Source organism: Streptococcus sciuri (genome assembly GCF_024814375.1).
GTDB classification, from domain to species: Bacteria; Bacillota; Bacilli; order Lactobacillales; family Streptococcaceae; genus Streptococcus; species Streptococcus sciuri.
The window spans coordinates 119921-134719 of sequence record NZ_JANUXX010000006.1 but is presented as its reverse complement, the minus strand read 5'-3'; the positions used below and the strand labels follow the sequence as shown (position 1 = coordinate 134719).

The window sequence follows — 14799 nt, the reverse complement described above, 5'->3', positions numbered from 1 at the left end:
GACTTATCCTTACTTCACTTCGTTGTTAATGGAGTGTCTTCCTTTTGGGAAATAGTCTTGCCTCTTGGCGTTTTTCTCTTGTTGCTATGGGTACCATCAAGTGGCTAACTCCATTGTTGAACTTTTCCAAAAGTTTTTCTTCATTTTTTTGAGAAAGTGTTTAAAAAGCCTTGCATTCCTTGATGAAATTTGGTATCATTTTATGGTGCTGTGGAGTGAACAGCTTTAGCTATGATACAAGAGGTTGCGACACGCTCGGCTGCATTGCCACGTAGCACGTGTTGGTTTTCTTGAGGAGCTAGCCTATTATCGTAAATAGACGAGAGGAGAAAAGATGGCAAATAAAAAAATTCGTATCCGTTTGAAAGCGTATGAGCATCGTACACTTGATACAGCGGCTGAAAAAATCGTTGAAACTGCAACACGCACAGGCGCTACAGTTGCTGGACCAGTTCCACTTCCAACTGAACGTAGTCTTTACACAATCATTCGTGCGACTCACAAATATAAAGATTCTCGCGAACAATTTGAAATGCGTACACACAAGCGTCTTATTGACATCATCAATCCAACTCAAAAGACAGTTGACGCATTGATGAAGCTTGATTTGCCAAGTGGTGTCAACGTGGAAATCAAATTATAATTGGTTTCAGAGCATAAAAAGCGCTCTTTAAAAACTTTTCAAACAAAAAAATAAAGTAAAGGAATTATTTTCTCATGACAAAAGGAATCTTAGGGAAAAAAGTGGGAATGACTCAAATCTTCACTGAATCTGGTGAATTTATCCCTGTTACCGTCATCGAAGCAACACCGAATGTGGTTCTTCAAGTAAAGACTGTTGAAACAGACGGTTACGAAGCTGTTCAAGTTGGTTTTGATGACAAACGTGAAGTATTGAGTAGCAAACCTGCCAAAGGCCATGTTGCTAAAGCAAACACCGCTCCTAAGCGCTTCATTCGTGAATTTAAAAATATCGAAGGCGTAGAAGTGGGTAGCGAACTTACTGTTGAACAATTCGAACCTGGAGATGTTGTTGATGTTACAGGGACAACTAAAGGGAAAGGCTTCCAAGGTGTTATCAAACGCCACGGTCAATCACGCGGACCTATGGCTCATGGTTCTCGTTACCACCGTCGTCCTGGTTCTATGGGACCTGTTGCGCCAAACCGTGTTTTCAAAAACAAACACTTGGCAGGACGCATGGGTGGCAATCGTGTAACGATTCAAAACCTTGAAATAGTACAGGTTGTTCCAGAAAAGAACGTTATCCTTATCAAAGGTAATGTGCCTGGTGCTAAGAAATCTCTTATCACTATCAAATCTGCAGTTAAATCTGCTAAGTAAGAAGGAAGGAGAAAATAGTTAAAATGGCAAATGTAAAACTATTTGACCAAACTGGAAAAGAAGTTAGCACGGTTGAACTTAACGACGCTGTCTTCGGCATCGAACCAAACGAATCAGTGGTATTTGATGTCGTTATTAGTCAACGTGCGAGTCTTCGTCAAGGTACGCATGCGGTGAAAAACCGTTCTGCAGTATCAGGTGGTGGTCGTAAACCATGGCGTCAAAAAGGGACTGGACGTGCTCGTCAAGGTTCTATTCGTGCTCCTCAATGGCGTGGTGGTGGTGTTGTCTTTGGACCAACTCCGCGTTCATATGCTTACAAACTTCCACAAAAAGTGCGTCGCTTAGCATTGAAATCTGTTTACTCAGCAAAAGTAGCTGAAAACAAATTGGTTGCTGTAGAAGGTCTTTCATTTGCAGCGCCAAAAACAGCTGAATTTGCTACTGTTCTTTCAGCATTGAACATTGATTCAAAAGTGCTTGTTATTCTTGAAGAAGGAAACAAATTTGCTGAATTGTCAGCGCGTAACCTTGCAAATGTTAAAGTTGCAACCGCAACAACAGCAAGTGTTCTTGATATCGTAAACGCAGACAAACTTCTTGTAACGAAAGAAGCAATCTCTACAATCGAGGAGGTTCTTGCATAATGAATTTGTACGACGTAATTAAAAAACCTGTTATCACTGAAGATTCAATGGCTAAGCTTGAAGCAGGTAAATACGTATTTGAGGTTGACACTCGTGCACATAAACTTTTAATCAAACAGGCTGTTGAAGCAGCGTTTGAAGGAGTAAAAGTTGCTAATGTCAACACAATCACAGTGAAACCTAAACAAAAACGTGTTGGACGTTATTTTGGTTACACAAGTAAAGTAAAAAAAGCTATCATTACATTGACAGCTGATTCACCAGCGATTGAAATTTTTGCTGCTGAAGCTGAATAATCAAAGGAGGAAATCACGTGGGTATTAAAGTTTATAAACCAACGACAAATGGCCGTCGTAATATGACTTCTTTGGATTTTGCTGAAATTACTACAAACACTCCTGAGAAATCATTACTTGTTTCATTAAATAAAACTGCAGGACGTAACAACAACGGTCGCATTACTGTTCGTCATCATGGTGGTGGACACAAACGCCATTACCGTTTGATTGACTTTAAACGTAACAAAGACGGTGTTGAGGCAGTTGTTAAAACAATTGAATATGATCCAAATCGTACAGCCAACATCGCTCTTGTGCATTATACTGACGGTGTGAAAGCTTATATCCTTGCACCTAAAGGTCTTGAAGTTGGTCAACGCATCGTTTCAGGTTCAGATGCAGATATCAAAGTTGGTAACGCTCTTCCACTTGCTAACATCCCTGTTGGTACAGTTATTCACAATATCGAACTTCAACCAGGTAAAGGTGCTGAATTGATTCGTGCGGCTGGAGCTTCTGCACAAGTGCTTGGTCAAGAAGGTAAATATGTACTTGTTCGCCTTCAATCAGGTGAAGTTCGTATGATTCTTGGCACTTGTCGTGCTACTGTCGGTACAGTTGGAAACGAACAACAATCATTGGTTAATATTGGTAAAGCGGGACGCAGTCGCTGGAAAGGAATTCGTCCTACAGTTCGTGGTTCTGTAATGAACCCTAACGATCACCCACATGGTGGTGGTGAAGGTAAAGCACCAGTAGGACGTAAGGCACCATCTACACCATGGGGTAAACCAGCACTTGGTCTTAAAACACGTAATAAAAAAGCGAAGTCAGATAAGCTTATTATTCGTCGTCGTAACGAGAAATAATTTCTTAAGTGTAGTAGCATAAACCATCCGCCAGCTCGGTAGTAGCATTTGACTACAAGCCGCTGTGGTATCAATTTTAAAGGAGAAACATTACAATGGGACGTAGTCTTAAAAAAGGGCCTTTCGTCGATGAGCATTTGATGAAAAAAGTTGAAGCTCAAGCTAATGACGAAAAGAAAAAAGTAATTAAAACTTGGTCACGTCGTTCAACGATTTTCCCAAGTTTTATCGGATACACAATCGCAGTTTATGATGGACGTAAACATGTACCTGTTTATATCCAAGAAGACATGGTAGGTCACAAACTTGGTGAATTTGCACCAACTCGTACTTACAAAGGTCACGCAGCTGACGATAAGAAAACACGTCGTTAATAGGAGGAGGACACAATGGCAGAAATTACTTCAGCTAAAGCAATGGCTCGTACAGTCCGTGTTTCACCTCGTAAAACACGTCTTGTACTTGATCTTATCCGTGGCAAGAAGGTTGCTGATGCAATCGCAATCTTGAAATTCACCCCAAACAAAGCAGCTCGTGTAGTTGAAAAAGTTCTTAACTCTGCTATCGCTAATGCAGAAAATAACTTTGGTTTGGAAAAAGCTAACTTGGTTGTATCTGAAACTTTCGCAAACGAAGGACCAACTATGAAACGTTTTCGTCCACGTGCTAAAGGTTCAGCTTCGCCAATCAACAAACGCACAACTCACGTCACAGTAGTTGTGTCAGAAAATTAAGGAGGTAAAATCGTGGGTCAAAAAGTACATCCAATTGGTATGCGTGTCGGAATCATTCGTGATTGGGATGCGAAATGGTATGCTGAAAAAGAATACGCAGATTACCTTCATGAAGATTTAGCAATCCGCAACTTCATTAATAAAGAATTAGCAGATGCTTCTGTTTCAGCTATTGAAATCGAACGTGCTGTAAACAAAGTAATTGTTTCGCTTCACACTGCTAAACCAGGTATGGTTATTGGTAAAGGTGGGGCTAATGTTGATGCGCTTCGCGCAAAACTAAATAAGTTGACTGGAAAACAAGTTCACATCAACATTGTTGAAATTAAACAACCTGACTTGGATGCTCATCTTGTTGGTGAAAACATTGCTCGTCAATTGGAACAACGTGTTGCTTTCCGTCGTGCACAAAAGCAAGCTATTCAGCGTACAATGCGTGCTGGAGCAAAAGGAATCAAAACTCAGGTTTCTGGTCGTTTAAACGGTGCTGATATTGCTCGTAGCGAAGGTTATTCAGAAGGAACTGTTCCGCTTCACACCCTTCGTGCGGATATTGACTATGCTTGGGAAGAAGCTGACACAACTTACGGTAAACTTGGTGTTAAAGTCTGGATTTACCGTGGAGAAGTGCTTCCAGCTCGTAAAAACACTAAAGGAGGCAAATAACAGATGTTAGTACCTAAACGTGTTAAACACCGTCGCGAGTTTCGTGGAAAAATGCGCGGTGAAGCTAAAGGTGGTAAAGAAGTGACATTTGGGGAATATGGTCTTCAAGCAACAACTAGCCACTGGATTACAAATCGCCAAATTGAAGCTGCCCGTATTGCTATGACGCGTTACATGAAACGTGGTGGTAAAGTTTGGATTAAAATCTTCCCACACAAATCATACACTGCTAAAGCTATCGGTGTACGTATGGGTTCTGGTAAAGGGGCACCTGAAGGTTGGGTAGCACCAGTTAAACGTGGTAAAGTGCTGTTCGAGATTGCTGGCGTACCTGAAGAAGTTGCACGTGAAGCGCTTCGCCTTGCAAGCCATAAATTGCCAGTTAAAACCAAATTCGTGAAACGTGAAGCAGAATAAGGAGAAGACATGAAACTTCAAGAAATTAAAGATTTTGTCAAAGAGCTTCGTGGCTTGTCTCAAGAAGAGCTTGCTCAAAAAGAAAACGAACTCAAAAAAGAATTGTTTGAACTTCGTTTCCAAGCTGCAGCAGGACAATTAGAACAAACTGCTCGCCTTGATGAAGTGAAAAAACAAATTGCTCGTGTTAAAACCGTGCAATCTGAAACTAAATAATAGATTGGGAAAGGAGAATTCTAATAATGGAACGTAATCAACGTAAAACCCTTGTTGGACGTGTTGTGTCTGATAAAATGGACAAAACTATCACAGTTATAGTTGAAACAAAGCGTAACCACCCAGTCTATGGTAAACGTATCAACTATTCTAAAAAGTATAAAGCACATGATGAAAACAATGTAGCTAAAGAAGGCGATATCGTTCGTATCATGGAAACTCGTCCACTTTCAGCTACAAAACGTTTCCGTCTTGTAGAAGTTGTTGAAGAAGCTGTTATTATCTAATAAACTAAAAGGAGAAAATTGGAATGATTCAACAAGAAACTCGCTTAAAAGTTGCTGATAATAGCGGTGCTCGCGAAATCTTGACTATCAAAGTTCTTGGTGGTTCAGGACGTAAATTTGCTAATATCGGTGATGTTATCGTTGCTTCTGTTAAGCAAGCAATCCCAGGTGGAACTGTTAAAAAAGGTGATGTTGTCAAAGCTGTTGTTGTTCGTACAAAATCTGGTGCACGCCGTCCAGATGGTTCATATATCAAATTTGATGATAATGCAGCTGTTATCATTCGTGACGATAAAACACCTCGTGGAACGCGTATTTTTGGTCCCGTAGCACGTGAGTTGCGTGAAGGTGGCTACATGCGTATTGTTTCATTGGCACCAGAAGTTCTTTAATCAATAAAAAACAAACGTAGTCCCCTAGGTTCTCCTAGGGTGCCCAATATAGGGCGTAAGAAATATAGAGGAGAATACCAATGTTTGTAAAAAAAGGCGACAAGGTTCGCATAATTGCTGGTAAGGACAAAGGCATTGAAGCTGTAGTTCTTAAAGCTCTGCCAAAAGTAAATAAGGTTGTTGTCGAAGGTGTTGCTATTGTTAAAAAACATCAAAAACCAAATAGCGAAAACCCTCAAGGCGCAATCGTAGAAAAAGAGGCACCTATCCATGTATCAAACGTACAAGTGCTTGACAAAAATGGTGTAGCAGGCCGTGTTGGTTACAAAATTGTTGACGGCAAAAAAGTTCGTTACAACAAAAAATCAGGCGAAGTGCTTGATTAATCACGAAGGAAAGGAGAAGCATAATGACAAATCGCTTAAAAGAAAAATACACTAATGAAGTTGTTCCAGCATTGACAGAAAAATTTAACTACTCATCTGTAATGGCTGTACCAAAAGTTGAGAAAATTGTTCTTAACATGGGTGTTGGTGATGCTGTAAACAATGCTAAGAACCTTGAAAAAGCTGCTGCTGAATTGGCACTTATTTCAGGTCAAAAACCGCTTATTACTAGAGCTAAGAAATCAATCGCTGGCTTCCGTCTTCGTGAAGGTGTTGCGATCGGTGCTAAAGTTACACTTCGTGGTGAGCGCATGTATGAATTCTTGGATAAATTGGTGACTGTCTCACTTCCACGTGTTCGTGACTTCCATGGTGTTCCAACAAAATCATTTGATGGACGTGGTAACTACACACTTGGTGTTAAAGAACAGTTGATTTTCCCAGAAATCAACTTTGATGATGTTGATAAAGTACGTGGTCTTGATATTGTTATTGTAACAACAGCAAATACGGACGAAGAATCACGTGAATTGCTTAAAGGTCTTGGGATGCCTTTTGAAAAATAATCTAGGAGGTAAATAAATTGGCTAAAAAATCAATGATTGCTAAGAACAAACGCCCAGCGAAGTTCTCTACGCAAGCTTACACTCGTTGCGAACGTTGTGGTCGTCCACACTCAGTTTACCGCAAATTTAAACTTTGCCGTGTTTGCTTCCGTGAATTAGCTTATAAAGGTCAAATTCCAGGCGTTACCAAAGCTTCTTGGTAAAATACGATGTGAGAATGTGGCAGATAGAGTAAAAATAGATTTATTGTTTTTGATAATTGTCTAGCCCATGCTCAAACTCGATTTGAAGAAACGATACTTCCTTAGAGGTATCTAATGAAGCATTGACACATTAACTAGCAAGTGACTTATCAAACTACTAGTAAGAGGAGAAGATAAAAAATGGTTATGACTGACCCTATTGCAGACTTTTTAACACGCATTCGTAATGCTAACCAAGCAAAACACGAAGTGCTTGAAGTGCCTGCCTCAAACATCAAAAAAGGAATTGCAGAAATCCTTAAGCGTGAAGGTTTTGTAAAAAATGTTGAAGTGATTGAAGATAACAAACAAGGCATCATTCGTGTCTTCCTTAAATACGGGCAAGACGGTGAACGTGTTATCACAAACCTTAAACGTGTTTCAAAACCAGGTCTTCGTGTTTACACAAAGCGTGAAGACATGCCAAAAGTTCTTAATGGACTTGGTGTTGCGATTGTATCTACTTCAGAAGGTCTTTTGACAGATAAAGAAGCACGTCAAAAGAACGTTGGTGGAGAAGTGATCGCCTACGTTTGGTAAAATCATGAAAAAAGGGTCAAAACAAGAGGCAAAAAAGAATAGTCTTTTTTGACGCTGTTTAGACCATCTGCCATTTGACTTGTTCGACTGGTAGAGTAATGATTTGAACAACCCCGTGAAAACTCGTCGCACAAGCGGCTTGATAATTTAACAGGAGAAAATAAAAATATGTCACGTATTGGTAATAAAGTAATCACATTGCCTGCTGGTGTTGAAATCACTAACAATGACAATGTTGTTACTGTAAAAGGTTCTAAGGGTGAACTTACTCGTGAGTTCTCAAAAGATATTGAAATTCGTGTGGATGGTACGGAAGTAACTCTTCACCGTCCAAATGATTCAAAAGAAATGAAGACAATTCATGGTACAACTCGTGCTAATCTGAATAATATGGTTCTTGGTGTTTCTGAAGGTTTCAAAAAAGAGCTTGAAATGCGCGGTGTTGGTTATCGTGCCCAGCTTCAAGGTAGCAAATTAGTTCTTTCAGTTGGTAAATCTCACCAAGACGAAGTTGTAGCTCCAGAAGGTATTACTTTTGAAGTTCCAACACCTACAACTATCAATGTATTAGGAATTAACAAAGAAGTTGTGGGTCAAACTGCAGCTTATATCCGTAGCCTTCGTGCTCCAGAACCTTACAAAGGTAAAGGTATTCGTTACGTTGGTGAGTATGTACGTCGTAAAGAAGGTAAAACTGGTAAATAATGTTTGGCTAATCTTTCTAGCTAATAATAGATTTACACATGAGCTGTCCTTGTGATGGTATTAATAAAATAAGAGGTGAAAATTGTGATTTCGAAACCAGATAAAAATAAAATCCGCCAAAAACGCCACCGTCGCGTTCGCGGTAAACTCTCTGGAACTGCTGATCGCCCACGTTTGAACGTTTTCCGTTCTAATACAGGCATCTACGCTCAAGTAATTGATGACGTAGCGGGTGTAACGCTCGCAAGTGCATCAACTCTTGACAAGGAAGTTTCAAAAGGAACTAAAACAGAACAAGCCGTTTTAGTCGGTAAACTTGTTGCTGAACGTGCAGTAGCTAAAGGTATTTCTGAAGTGGTGTTTGACCGCGGTGGATATCTCTATCACGGACGTGTAAAAGCTTTGGCTGACTCAGCTCGTGAAAACGGATTGAAATTCTAATAGGGAGGACACTAGATAATGGCATTTAAAGACAATGCAGTAGAAATTGAAGAGCGCGTTGTTGCGATTAACCGTGTTACTAAGGTTGTTAAAGGTGGACGTCGTCTTCGCTTTGCAGCTCTTGTGGTTGTTGGTGATCGCAATGGTCGTGTTGGTTTCGGTACAGGTAAAGCTCAAGAAGTACCTGAGGCTATTCGTAAAGCAGTTGACTCTGCTAAGAAAAATATGATTGAAGTGCCAATGGTTGGGACAACAATCCCTCACGAAGTACACTCTGAATTTGGTGGTGCTCGCGTATTGTTGAAACCAGCTGCTGAAGGTTCCGGGGTAGCAGCCGGAGGTGCAGTTCGTGCAGTCATCGAATTAGCAGGTGTTGCAGATATTACTTCAAAATCATTAGGTTCAAACACCCCAATCAACATTGTTCGTGCAACTGTTGGAGGTTTGAAACAATTGAAACGTGCTGAAGATGTTGCGGCTCTTCGTGGTATTTCAGTTTCTGACTTAGCTTAAGAAAGGAGATAAGTATGCCTCAAATTAAGATTACTTTGACTAAGTCTCCAATCGGACGCAAACCAGAACAACGTAAAACAGTTGTTGCTCTTGGACTTGGTAAATTGAATTCTTCAGTTGTTAAAGAAGATACAGCAGCTATCCGTGGTATGGTAGGTGCAGTATCTCACTTGGTTACAGTTGAAGAAGTATAATTAAACAACGGTCTAATCGCACTAATGAAGTTGGTGTGATTTAAGGCATGTAAAAAAGCGAGTCGTATGGATGGCTTAATCCTTTAACTATCCATAAGGCGTTAGCATATATAATAAGGAGAAAAATAATGAAACTTCATGAACTTAAACCTACAGAAGGTTCTCGTAAGACTCGTAACCGCGTTGGTCGTGGAACATCATCTGGTAATGGTAAAACAGCTGGTCGCGGTCAAAAAGGTCAAAAAGCTCGTAGCGGTGGCGGTGTTCGTCTAGGATTTGAAGGTGGTCAAACACCGTTGTTCCGTCGTCTTCCAAAACGTGGATTTACTAATATCAATGCTAAAGAATATGCACTTGTTAATCTTGAACAACTTAATGTTTTTGAAGATGGTACGGAAGTAACGCCAGCTCTTCTTAAGGAAGCAGGAATTGTTCGTAACTTTAAATCAGGTGTTAAAGTTCTTGGAAAAGGTGAATTGACCAAAAAGTTAACGGTTAAAGTAGCTAAATTCTCAAAATCTGCTGAAGTAGCGATTACTGCTAAGGGTGGTTCAATCGAAGTTATTTAATGAGAGGTAGCTCATTATGTTCTTTAAACTACTTAAAGATGCATTGAAGGTTAAAAATGTTCGTAAGAAGATTTTATTTACAATCTTTATCATCTTTGTTTTTAGACTTGGAACGACAATCACAGTTCCTAGCATCAACGCCAGAAACTTAGACCAACTAAGAGATTTACCATTCCTAAATATGCTTAATCTTGTTAGTGGTAATGCATTGAAAAACTTTTCTGTTTTTTCAATGGGAGTTAGTCCTTACATTACCGCTTCAATTATCGTCCAACTCTTGCAAATGGATATTTATCCCAAGTTTGTCGAATGGGGAAAACAAGGGGAAGTTGGTAGAAGAAAGCTAAACCAAGCAACACGCTATATCTCAGTTGTGTTTGCATTTATTCAATCTATAGGAATTACTTATAGTTTTGATAGGTTATCTTCGGTTGGGATTGTTAAGTCACCAAGTCCTAGCACTTTTCTTTTGATTGGTGCTATTATGACGACAGGTAGTGTCATCGTGACATGGCTAGGAGATCAAATTTCTGATAAGGGATTTGGAAATGGTGTTTCCATGATTATCTTTGCAGGGATTATCTCCTCAATACCTGATTCACTCACATCTGTTTATGAAGACTTCTTTGTTAATGTACGAAGTAGCCAATTGTCACAATCGTATATTATTGTTGGGCTTTTAGTTCTTGCAGTGTTGGTTATTGTCTTTTTTACGACTTTTGTTCAACAGGCAGAATATAAAATACCAATCCAATATACAAAGTTAGCCCAAGGTGCTCCTACGAGTTCTTACCTTCCTTTAAAAGTAAATCCTGCTGGTGTTATTCCCGTTATTTTTGCTAGTTCGATTACAACAATTCCAAGTACTATTATTCCATTTTTTGAGAATGGTCGTGATATACCATGGTTGGTAAAACTTCAAGAAATTCTTAATTTTCAGTCACCGACAGGTATGCTCATCTATGCTGTACTGATTGTTTTGTTCTCATTTTTCTATACATTTGTCCAAGTAAATCCTGAAAAGACAGCAGAAAACTTACAAAAAAATGCTTCTTATATCCCAAGTGTTCGTCCAGGACGTGAAACAGAACAATACTTAGCCTCACTTTTGAAAAAGTTAGCAACAGTTGGGTCTATTTTCCTCGCATTCATTTCTTTGACTCCAATTGTGGCACAACAAATATTTGAGCTATCGTCTGGTATCGCTCTTGGAGGAACGAGTCTTCTCATCTTGATTTCTACTGGTATCGAAAGTATGAAACAATTGGAAGGATATCTCCTCAAGAGAAAATATGTCGGTTTTATGAATGTCGATGTAGGCTAAAGCTTCAGTAAGATGTTACCAAAATGAAATAGAGAGGTTAGATAACTAGCCCTTTCTATTTTGTTTTTAAATAAATTTAGCACTCTATTAAAGTGTTGGATTTATTTAAAAACAAAATAAGGAGAAGGTCATGAATTTTTTAATCATGGGATTGCCAGGAGCTGGTAAAGGAACTCAAGCAGCAAAAATTGTTGAAAAATTTGGTGTTGCACATATTTCTACTGGTGATATGTTCCGTGCAGCTATTGCAAATAAAACTGAGATGGGTGTGCTTGCCAAGAGATATATGGATAAGGGTGAACTTGTTCCAGATGAGGTGACAAATGGGATTGTTAAAGAGCGTCTAGCTCAGGAAGATATCGCTGAAAGGGGATTTTTGCTTGATGGTTATCCGCGTACAATTGAGCAAGCCTATGCGCTTGATGAAACGCTTAGTGCATTAGGCTTAAAACTTAACGGTGTCATCAATATTGAGGTTAATCCAGAAAGTTTGATTGAACGATTGAGTGGGCGTATTATTCATAAAAAAACAGGTGAAACTTTCCATAAAATCTTTAATCCACCTGTAGGGGATTACAATGAAGATGATTATTACCAACGTGAAGATGATAAACCTGAGACTGTAAAACGTCGCTTGGATGTCAATATCGCTCAAGGCAAACCTATCCTTGATCATTATCGTAAAGTTGGTATTGTTTCAGATATTCAAGGTAATCAAGAAATTGATGCTGTTTTTACAGATATTGAAAAAGCTATTGTAGCGATTAAATAAATTTATTTGTAATACTTGATAAGTTAGGAAAGTCATGGTATACTGAAATAGTCTGACTTATAATTGTTGTCTCTATCTTTAGAGGCTATCTAATCGAAATTTTAGGGGGGGTACTTTTGCGTGGCAAAAGAAGATGTGATTGAAATTGAGGGCAAAGTGATTGAAACCATGCCTAATGCTATGTTTACTGTCGAGTTGGAAAATGGACATCAGATTTTAGCAACCGTATCTGGGAAAATCCGTAAGAATTATATTCGCATTTTAGTGGGAGACCGTGTTACAGTTGAAATGAGTCCTTATGATCTTACTCGTGGTCGTATCACATACCGCTTTAAATAATCGAAATACTTGGAGGGATTAAAAATGAAGGTAAGACCATCGGTTAAACCAATTTGCGAATACTGCAAAGTTATTCGTCGTAACGGTCGTGTTATGGTAATTTGTCCATCAAATCCAAAACACAAACAACGTCAAGGATAATGTAGAAAGGAGAAAACATGGCTCGTATTGCTGGAGTTGATATTCCAAACGATAAACGCGTAGTTGTATCGCTTACTTATGTATATGGTATCGGACTTGCGACATCTAAAAAGATTTTAGCAGCAGCGGGTGTATCTGAAGATATCCGTGTAAAAGATTTGACATCAGATCAAGAAGATGCGATTCGTCGTGAAGTGGATGCTATAAAAGTGGAAGGTGACCTTCGTCGTGAAGTAAACTTAAATATCAAACGATTGATGGAAATCGGTTCATATCGTGGAATCCGTCACCGTCGTGGACTTCCTGTCCGTGGACAAAACACTAAAAACAATGCTCGCACTCGTAAAGGGAAAGCTGTTGCGATTGCTGGTAAGAAAAAATAAAATAGGAGGTAAACAAATTGGCTAAACCAACACGTAAACGTCGTGTGAAAAAAAACATCGAATCTGGTGTTGCACATATTCACGCTACATTCAATAACACAATTGTTATGATTACAGATGTGCATGGTAATGCTCTTGCGTGGTCATCAGCTGGTGCGCTTGGCTTTAAAGGCTCACGTAAATCTACACCATTTGCTGCTCAAATGGCTGCTGAGGCTGCTGCTAAGTCAGCACAAGATCACGGTGTTAAAACAGTTGAAGTTACTGTAAAAGGTCCTGGCTCAGGTCGTGAATCTGCTATTCGAGCTCTTGCAGCGGCTGGTCTTGAAGTAACATCAATTCGTGATGTAACACCTGTACCACACAATGGTGCTCGTCCTCCAAAACGTCGTCGTGTATAATCGTAACAATAGTCGTACACAACTTTTCGTTTAAGAGGGAGCAACCAAATGATTGAGTTTGAAAAACCATTGATAACAAAAATTGATGAAAATAAAGATTACGGCAAATTTGTTATCGAGCCACTTGAGCGTGGTTATGGGACAACCTTGGGAAATTCTCTTCGTCGTGTTCTTCTGTCCTCACTTCCTGGTGCAGCAGTAACATCTATCAAAATTGATGGAGTTTTACACGAGTTTGATACTATCCCAGGTGTCCGAGAAGATGTGATGCAAATTATCCTTAATATAAAAGGGCTTGCTGTAAAGTCTTACGTCGAAGACGAAAAGATGATTGAACTTGATGTAAAAGGACCAGCAGAGGTAACTGCAGGAGATATTTTAACAGATAGTGATATTGAAATTGTTAACCCCAATCATTATCTTTTTACTATTGCGGAGGGTCATTCCCTTAAGGCAACGATGACTGTGGCAAAAAACCGTGGTTATGTACCAGCTGAAGGCAATAAAAAAGACGATGCTCCAGTGGGAACTTTGGCGGTTGATTCTATCTATACTCCAGTCAAAAAAGTTAATTATCAAGTAGAACCTGCTCGTGTCGGAAGCAATGATGGTTTTGATAAATTAACCGTTGAAATCATGACAAATGGTACAATCATTCCTGAAGATGCTCTGGGCCTTTCAGCACGTATCCTTATTGAACACTTGAATCTCTTTACTGACTTAACAGAAGTTGCTAAAACAACTGAAGTTATGAAAGAAGCAGATCAAGTAAATGATGAGAAAGTGCTTGACCGTACAATCGAAGAACTTGATTTATCAGTTCGTTCTTACAATTGTCTCAAACGTGCTGGCATCAACACAGTACTTGATTTGACGGAGAAGAGTGAACCTGAGATGATGAAGGTTCGTAACCTTGGTCGTAAGAGTCTTGAAGAAGTCAAGGTAAAATTGGCTGAATTAGGTCTTGGACTTAAAAATGATAAATAAAAATTAAAAAGAGGAGGAACTCATGGCTTACCGTAAACTAGGACGTACTAGCTCACAACGTAAAGCAATGCTTCGTGATTTGACAACTGATCTTATTATCAACGAATCAATTGTTACAACTGAAGCTCGTGCTAAAGAAATCCGTAAAACAGTTGAAAAGATGATTACTCTTGGTAAACGTGGCGATTTGCATGCTCGTCGTCAAGCAGCAGCATTTGTTCGTAACGAAATTGCGAGTGAAAACTATGATGAAGCAACTGATAAGTATACTGCTACTACAGCACTTCAAAAATTATTTGATGACATTGCACCTCGTTATACTGAACGTAATGGTGGATACACTCGTATTCTAAAAACAGAGCCACGTCGTGGTGATGCAGCACCGATGGCTATCATTGAATTAGTTTAAATCATCAATTTTGTTGAGTGTTATGATGATGGGTATC

29 protein-coding genes are annotated in these 14799 nt (G+C 39.3%); all 29 read left to right on the top strand.

Annotated elements, in window-relative coordinates:
- Positions 1 to 334 precede the first annotated feature (334 nt).
- The 29 genes from rpsJ (at position 335) to rplQ (ending at position 14762) form a co-directional block, all read left to right on the top strand.
- Entirely contained in the window at positions 335 to 643 is a 309-nt protein-coding gene (rpsJ, locus tag NXS10_RS06240; RefSeq protein ID WP_002885653.1) for a 30S ribosomal protein S10, read from the top strand.
- A gap of 74 nt (positions 644 to 717) precedes the next feature.
- Positions 718 to 1344: a 50S ribosomal protein L3 gene (gene rplC / locus NXS10_RS06235; RefSeq protein ID WP_259138838.1), complete on the top strand. Its 627-nt coding sequence runs from the start codon at positions 718 to 720 to the stop codon at positions 1342 to 1344.
- Positions 1345 to 1367: 23 nt separating this feature from the next.
- Positions 1368 to 1991, top strand: a complete 624-nt coding sequence (rplD, locus tag NXS10_RS06230; protein WP_259138835.1) for a 50S ribosomal protein L4 — start codon at positions 1368 to 1370, stop codon at positions 1989 to 1991.
- The gene (locus NXS10_RS06225; RefSeq protein WP_259138832.1) at positions 1991 to 2287 is read left to right on the top strand and encodes a 50S ribosomal protein L23; all 297 of its coding nucleotides are present in this window, start codon (positions 1991 to 1993) and stop codon (positions 2285 to 2287) included. The genes rplD and NXS10_RS06225 overlap by 1 nt, the downstream gene beginning before the upstream one ends.
- Positions 2288 to 2304: 17 nt before the next feature.
- Positions 2305 to 3138, top strand: coding sequence for a 50S ribosomal protein L2 (gene rplB, locus NXS10_RS06220; RefSeq protein ID WP_259138830.1), 834 nt, complete (start codon positions 2305 to 2307; stop codon positions 3136 to 3138).
- A 95-nt stretch (positions 3139 to 3233) separates the two neighbouring features.
- The gene (rpsS, locus tag NXS10_RS06215) at positions 3234 to 3512 is read left to right on the top strand and encodes a 30S ribosomal protein S19 (RefSeq protein WP_000533765.1); all 279 of its coding nucleotides are present in this window, start codon (positions 3234 to 3236) and stop codon (positions 3510 to 3512) included.
- Between the two features lie 15 nt (positions 3513 to 3527).
- Complete coding sequence (gene rplV / locus NXS10_RS06210) at positions 3528 to 3872, top strand: 50S ribosomal protein L22 (RefSeq protein ID WP_259138828.1); 345 nt, start codon at positions 3528 to 3530, stop codon at positions 3870 to 3872.
- Positions 3873 to 3884: 12 nt separating this feature from the next.
- Positions 3885 to 4538: a 30S ribosomal protein S3 gene (gene rpsC / locus NXS10_RS06205; RefSeq protein ID WP_259138826.1), complete on the top strand. Its 654-nt coding sequence runs from the start codon at positions 3885 to 3887 to the stop codon at positions 4536 to 4538.
- Between the two features lie 3 nt (positions 4539 to 4541).
- On the top strand, positions 4542 to 4955 hold the full coding sequence (gene rplP / locus NXS10_RS06200; RefSeq protein WP_259138824.1) for a 50S ribosomal protein L16: 414 nt from the start codon (positions 4542 to 4544) through the stop codon (positions 4953 to 4955).
- Positions 4956 to 4964: 9 nt separating this feature from the next.
- The gene (gene rpmC, locus NXS10_RS06195) at positions 4965 to 5171 is read left to right on the top strand and encodes a 50S ribosomal protein L29 (RefSeq protein WP_115271247.1); all 207 of its coding nucleotides are present in this window, start codon (positions 4965 to 4967) and stop codon (positions 5169 to 5171) included.
- Between the two features lie 26 nt (positions 5172 to 5197).
- Positions 5198 to 5458 carry a 30S ribosomal protein S17 gene (rpsQ, locus tag NXS10_RS06190; protein WP_027972220.1) on the top strand — a complete coding sequence of 87 codons (261 nt, stop codon included), beginning with the start codon at positions 5198 to 5200 and terminating at the stop codon, positions 5456 to 5458.
- A 23-nt stretch (positions 5459 to 5481) separates the two neighbouring features.
- Complete coding sequence (rplN, locus tag NXS10_RS06185) at positions 5482 to 5850, top strand: 50S ribosomal protein L14 (protein ID WP_259138822.1); 369 nt, start codon at positions 5482 to 5484, stop codon at positions 5848 to 5850.
- Positions 5851 to 5930: 80 nt separating this feature from the next.
- A complete protein-coding gene (gene rplX / locus NXS10_RS06180; protein ID WP_259138820.1) occupies positions 5931 to 6236 on the top strand; it encodes a 50S ribosomal protein L24 in 306 nt (101 codons plus the stop codon).
- Positions 6237 to 6259: 23 nt separating this feature from the next.
- A complete protein-coding gene (rplE, locus tag NXS10_RS06175; protein ID WP_259138818.1) occupies positions 6260 to 6802 on the top strand; it encodes a 50S ribosomal protein L5 in 543 nt (180 codons plus the stop codon).
- A 17-nt stretch (positions 6803 to 6819) separates the two neighbouring features.
- Positions 6820 to 7005 (top strand): type Z 30S ribosomal protein S14, encoded by a 186-nt coding sequence (locus tag NXS10_RS06170; RefSeq protein WP_001085699.1) that lies wholly within the window; start codon positions 6820 to 6822, stop codon positions 7003 to 7005.
- A 180-nt stretch (positions 7006 to 7185) separates the two neighbouring features.
- On the top strand, positions 7186 to 7584 hold the full coding sequence (gene rpsH / locus NXS10_RS06165) for a 30S ribosomal protein S8 (protein WP_259138816.1): 399 nt from the start codon (positions 7186 to 7188) through the stop codon (positions 7582 to 7584).
- Positions 7585 to 7752: 168 nt separating this feature from the next.
- Positions 7753 to 8289: a 50S ribosomal protein L6 gene (gene rplF, locus NXS10_RS06160; RefSeq protein WP_259138814.1), complete on the top strand. Its 537-nt coding sequence runs from the start codon at positions 7753 to 7755 to the stop codon at positions 8287 to 8289.
- An 84-nt stretch (positions 8290 to 8373) separates the two neighbouring features.
- Positions 8374 to 8730: a 50S ribosomal protein L18 gene (rplR, locus tag NXS10_RS06155; protein WP_259138812.1), complete on the top strand. Its 357-nt coding sequence runs from the start codon at positions 8374 to 8376 to the stop codon at positions 8728 to 8730.
- Between the two features lie 18 nt (positions 8731 to 8748).
- Positions 8749 to 9243 carry a 30S ribosomal protein S5 gene (rpsE, locus tag NXS10_RS06150; RefSeq protein WP_259138810.1) on the top strand — a complete coding sequence of 165 codons (495 nt, stop codon included), beginning with the start codon at positions 8749 to 8751 and terminating at the stop codon, positions 9241 to 9243.
- Positions 9244 to 9257: 14 nt separating this feature from the next.
- Complete coding sequence (gene rpmD, locus NXS10_RS06145; protein WP_259138808.1) at positions 9258 to 9437, top strand: 50S ribosomal protein L30; 180 nt, start codon at positions 9258 to 9260, stop codon at positions 9435 to 9437.
- 128 nt (positions 9438 to 9565) lie between these two features.
- Entirely contained in the window at positions 9566 to 10006 is a 441-nt protein-coding gene (gene rplO / locus NXS10_RS06140) for a 50S ribosomal protein L15 (protein ID WP_259138805.1), read from the top strand.
- A gap of 16 nt (positions 10007 to 10022) precedes the next feature.
- Positions 10023 to 11330 (top strand): preprotein translocase subunit SecY, encoded by a 1308-nt coding sequence (secY, locus tag NXS10_RS06135; protein ID WP_259138803.1) that lies wholly within the window; start codon positions 10023 to 10025, stop codon positions 11328 to 11330.
- Between the two features lie 130 nt (positions 11331 to 11460).
- Positions 11461 to 12102: an adenylate kinase gene (locus NXS10_RS06130; RefSeq protein WP_259138801.1), complete on the top strand. Its 642-nt coding sequence runs from the start codon at positions 11461 to 11463 to the stop codon at positions 12100 to 12102.
- A 120-nt stretch (positions 12103 to 12222) separates the two neighbouring features.
- Entirely contained in the window at positions 12223 to 12441 is a 219-nt protein-coding gene (gene infA, locus NXS10_RS06125) for a translation initiation factor IF-1 (RefSeq protein ID WP_259138799.1), read from the top strand.
- 24 nt (positions 12442 to 12465) lie between these two features.
- Positions 12466 to 12582, top strand: coding sequence for a 50S ribosomal protein L36 (gene rpmJ / locus NXS10_RS06120; RefSeq protein ID WP_002959355.1), 117 nt, complete (start codon positions 12466 to 12468; stop codon positions 12580 to 12582).
- Between the two features lie 17 nt (positions 12583 to 12599).
- Positions 12600 to 12965, top strand: a complete 366-nt coding sequence (rpsM, locus tag NXS10_RS06115) for a 30S ribosomal protein S13 (protein WP_259138797.1) — start codon at positions 12600 to 12602, stop codon at positions 12963 to 12965.
- Between the two features lie 17 nt (positions 12966 to 12982).
- On the top strand, positions 12983 to 13366 hold the full coding sequence (rpsK, locus tag NXS10_RS06110) for a 30S ribosomal protein S11 (RefSeq protein ID WP_259138795.1): 384 nt from the start codon (positions 12983 to 12985) through the stop codon (positions 13364 to 13366).
- 48 nt (positions 13367 to 13414) lie between these two features.
- Positions 13415 to 14353: a DNA-directed RNA polymerase subunit alpha gene (locus tag NXS10_RS06105; protein WP_259138793.1), complete on the top strand. Its 939-nt coding sequence runs from the start codon at positions 13415 to 13417 to the stop codon at positions 14351 to 14353.
- Positions 14354 to 14375: 22 nt separating this feature from the next.
- Positions 14376 to 14762 (top strand): 50S ribosomal protein L17, encoded by a 387-nt coding sequence (gene rplQ, locus NXS10_RS06100; protein ID WP_259138791.1) that lies wholly within the window; start codon positions 14376 to 14378, stop codon positions 14760 to 14762.
- The last annotated feature ends 37 nt before the right edge of the window (positions 14763 to 14799 follow it).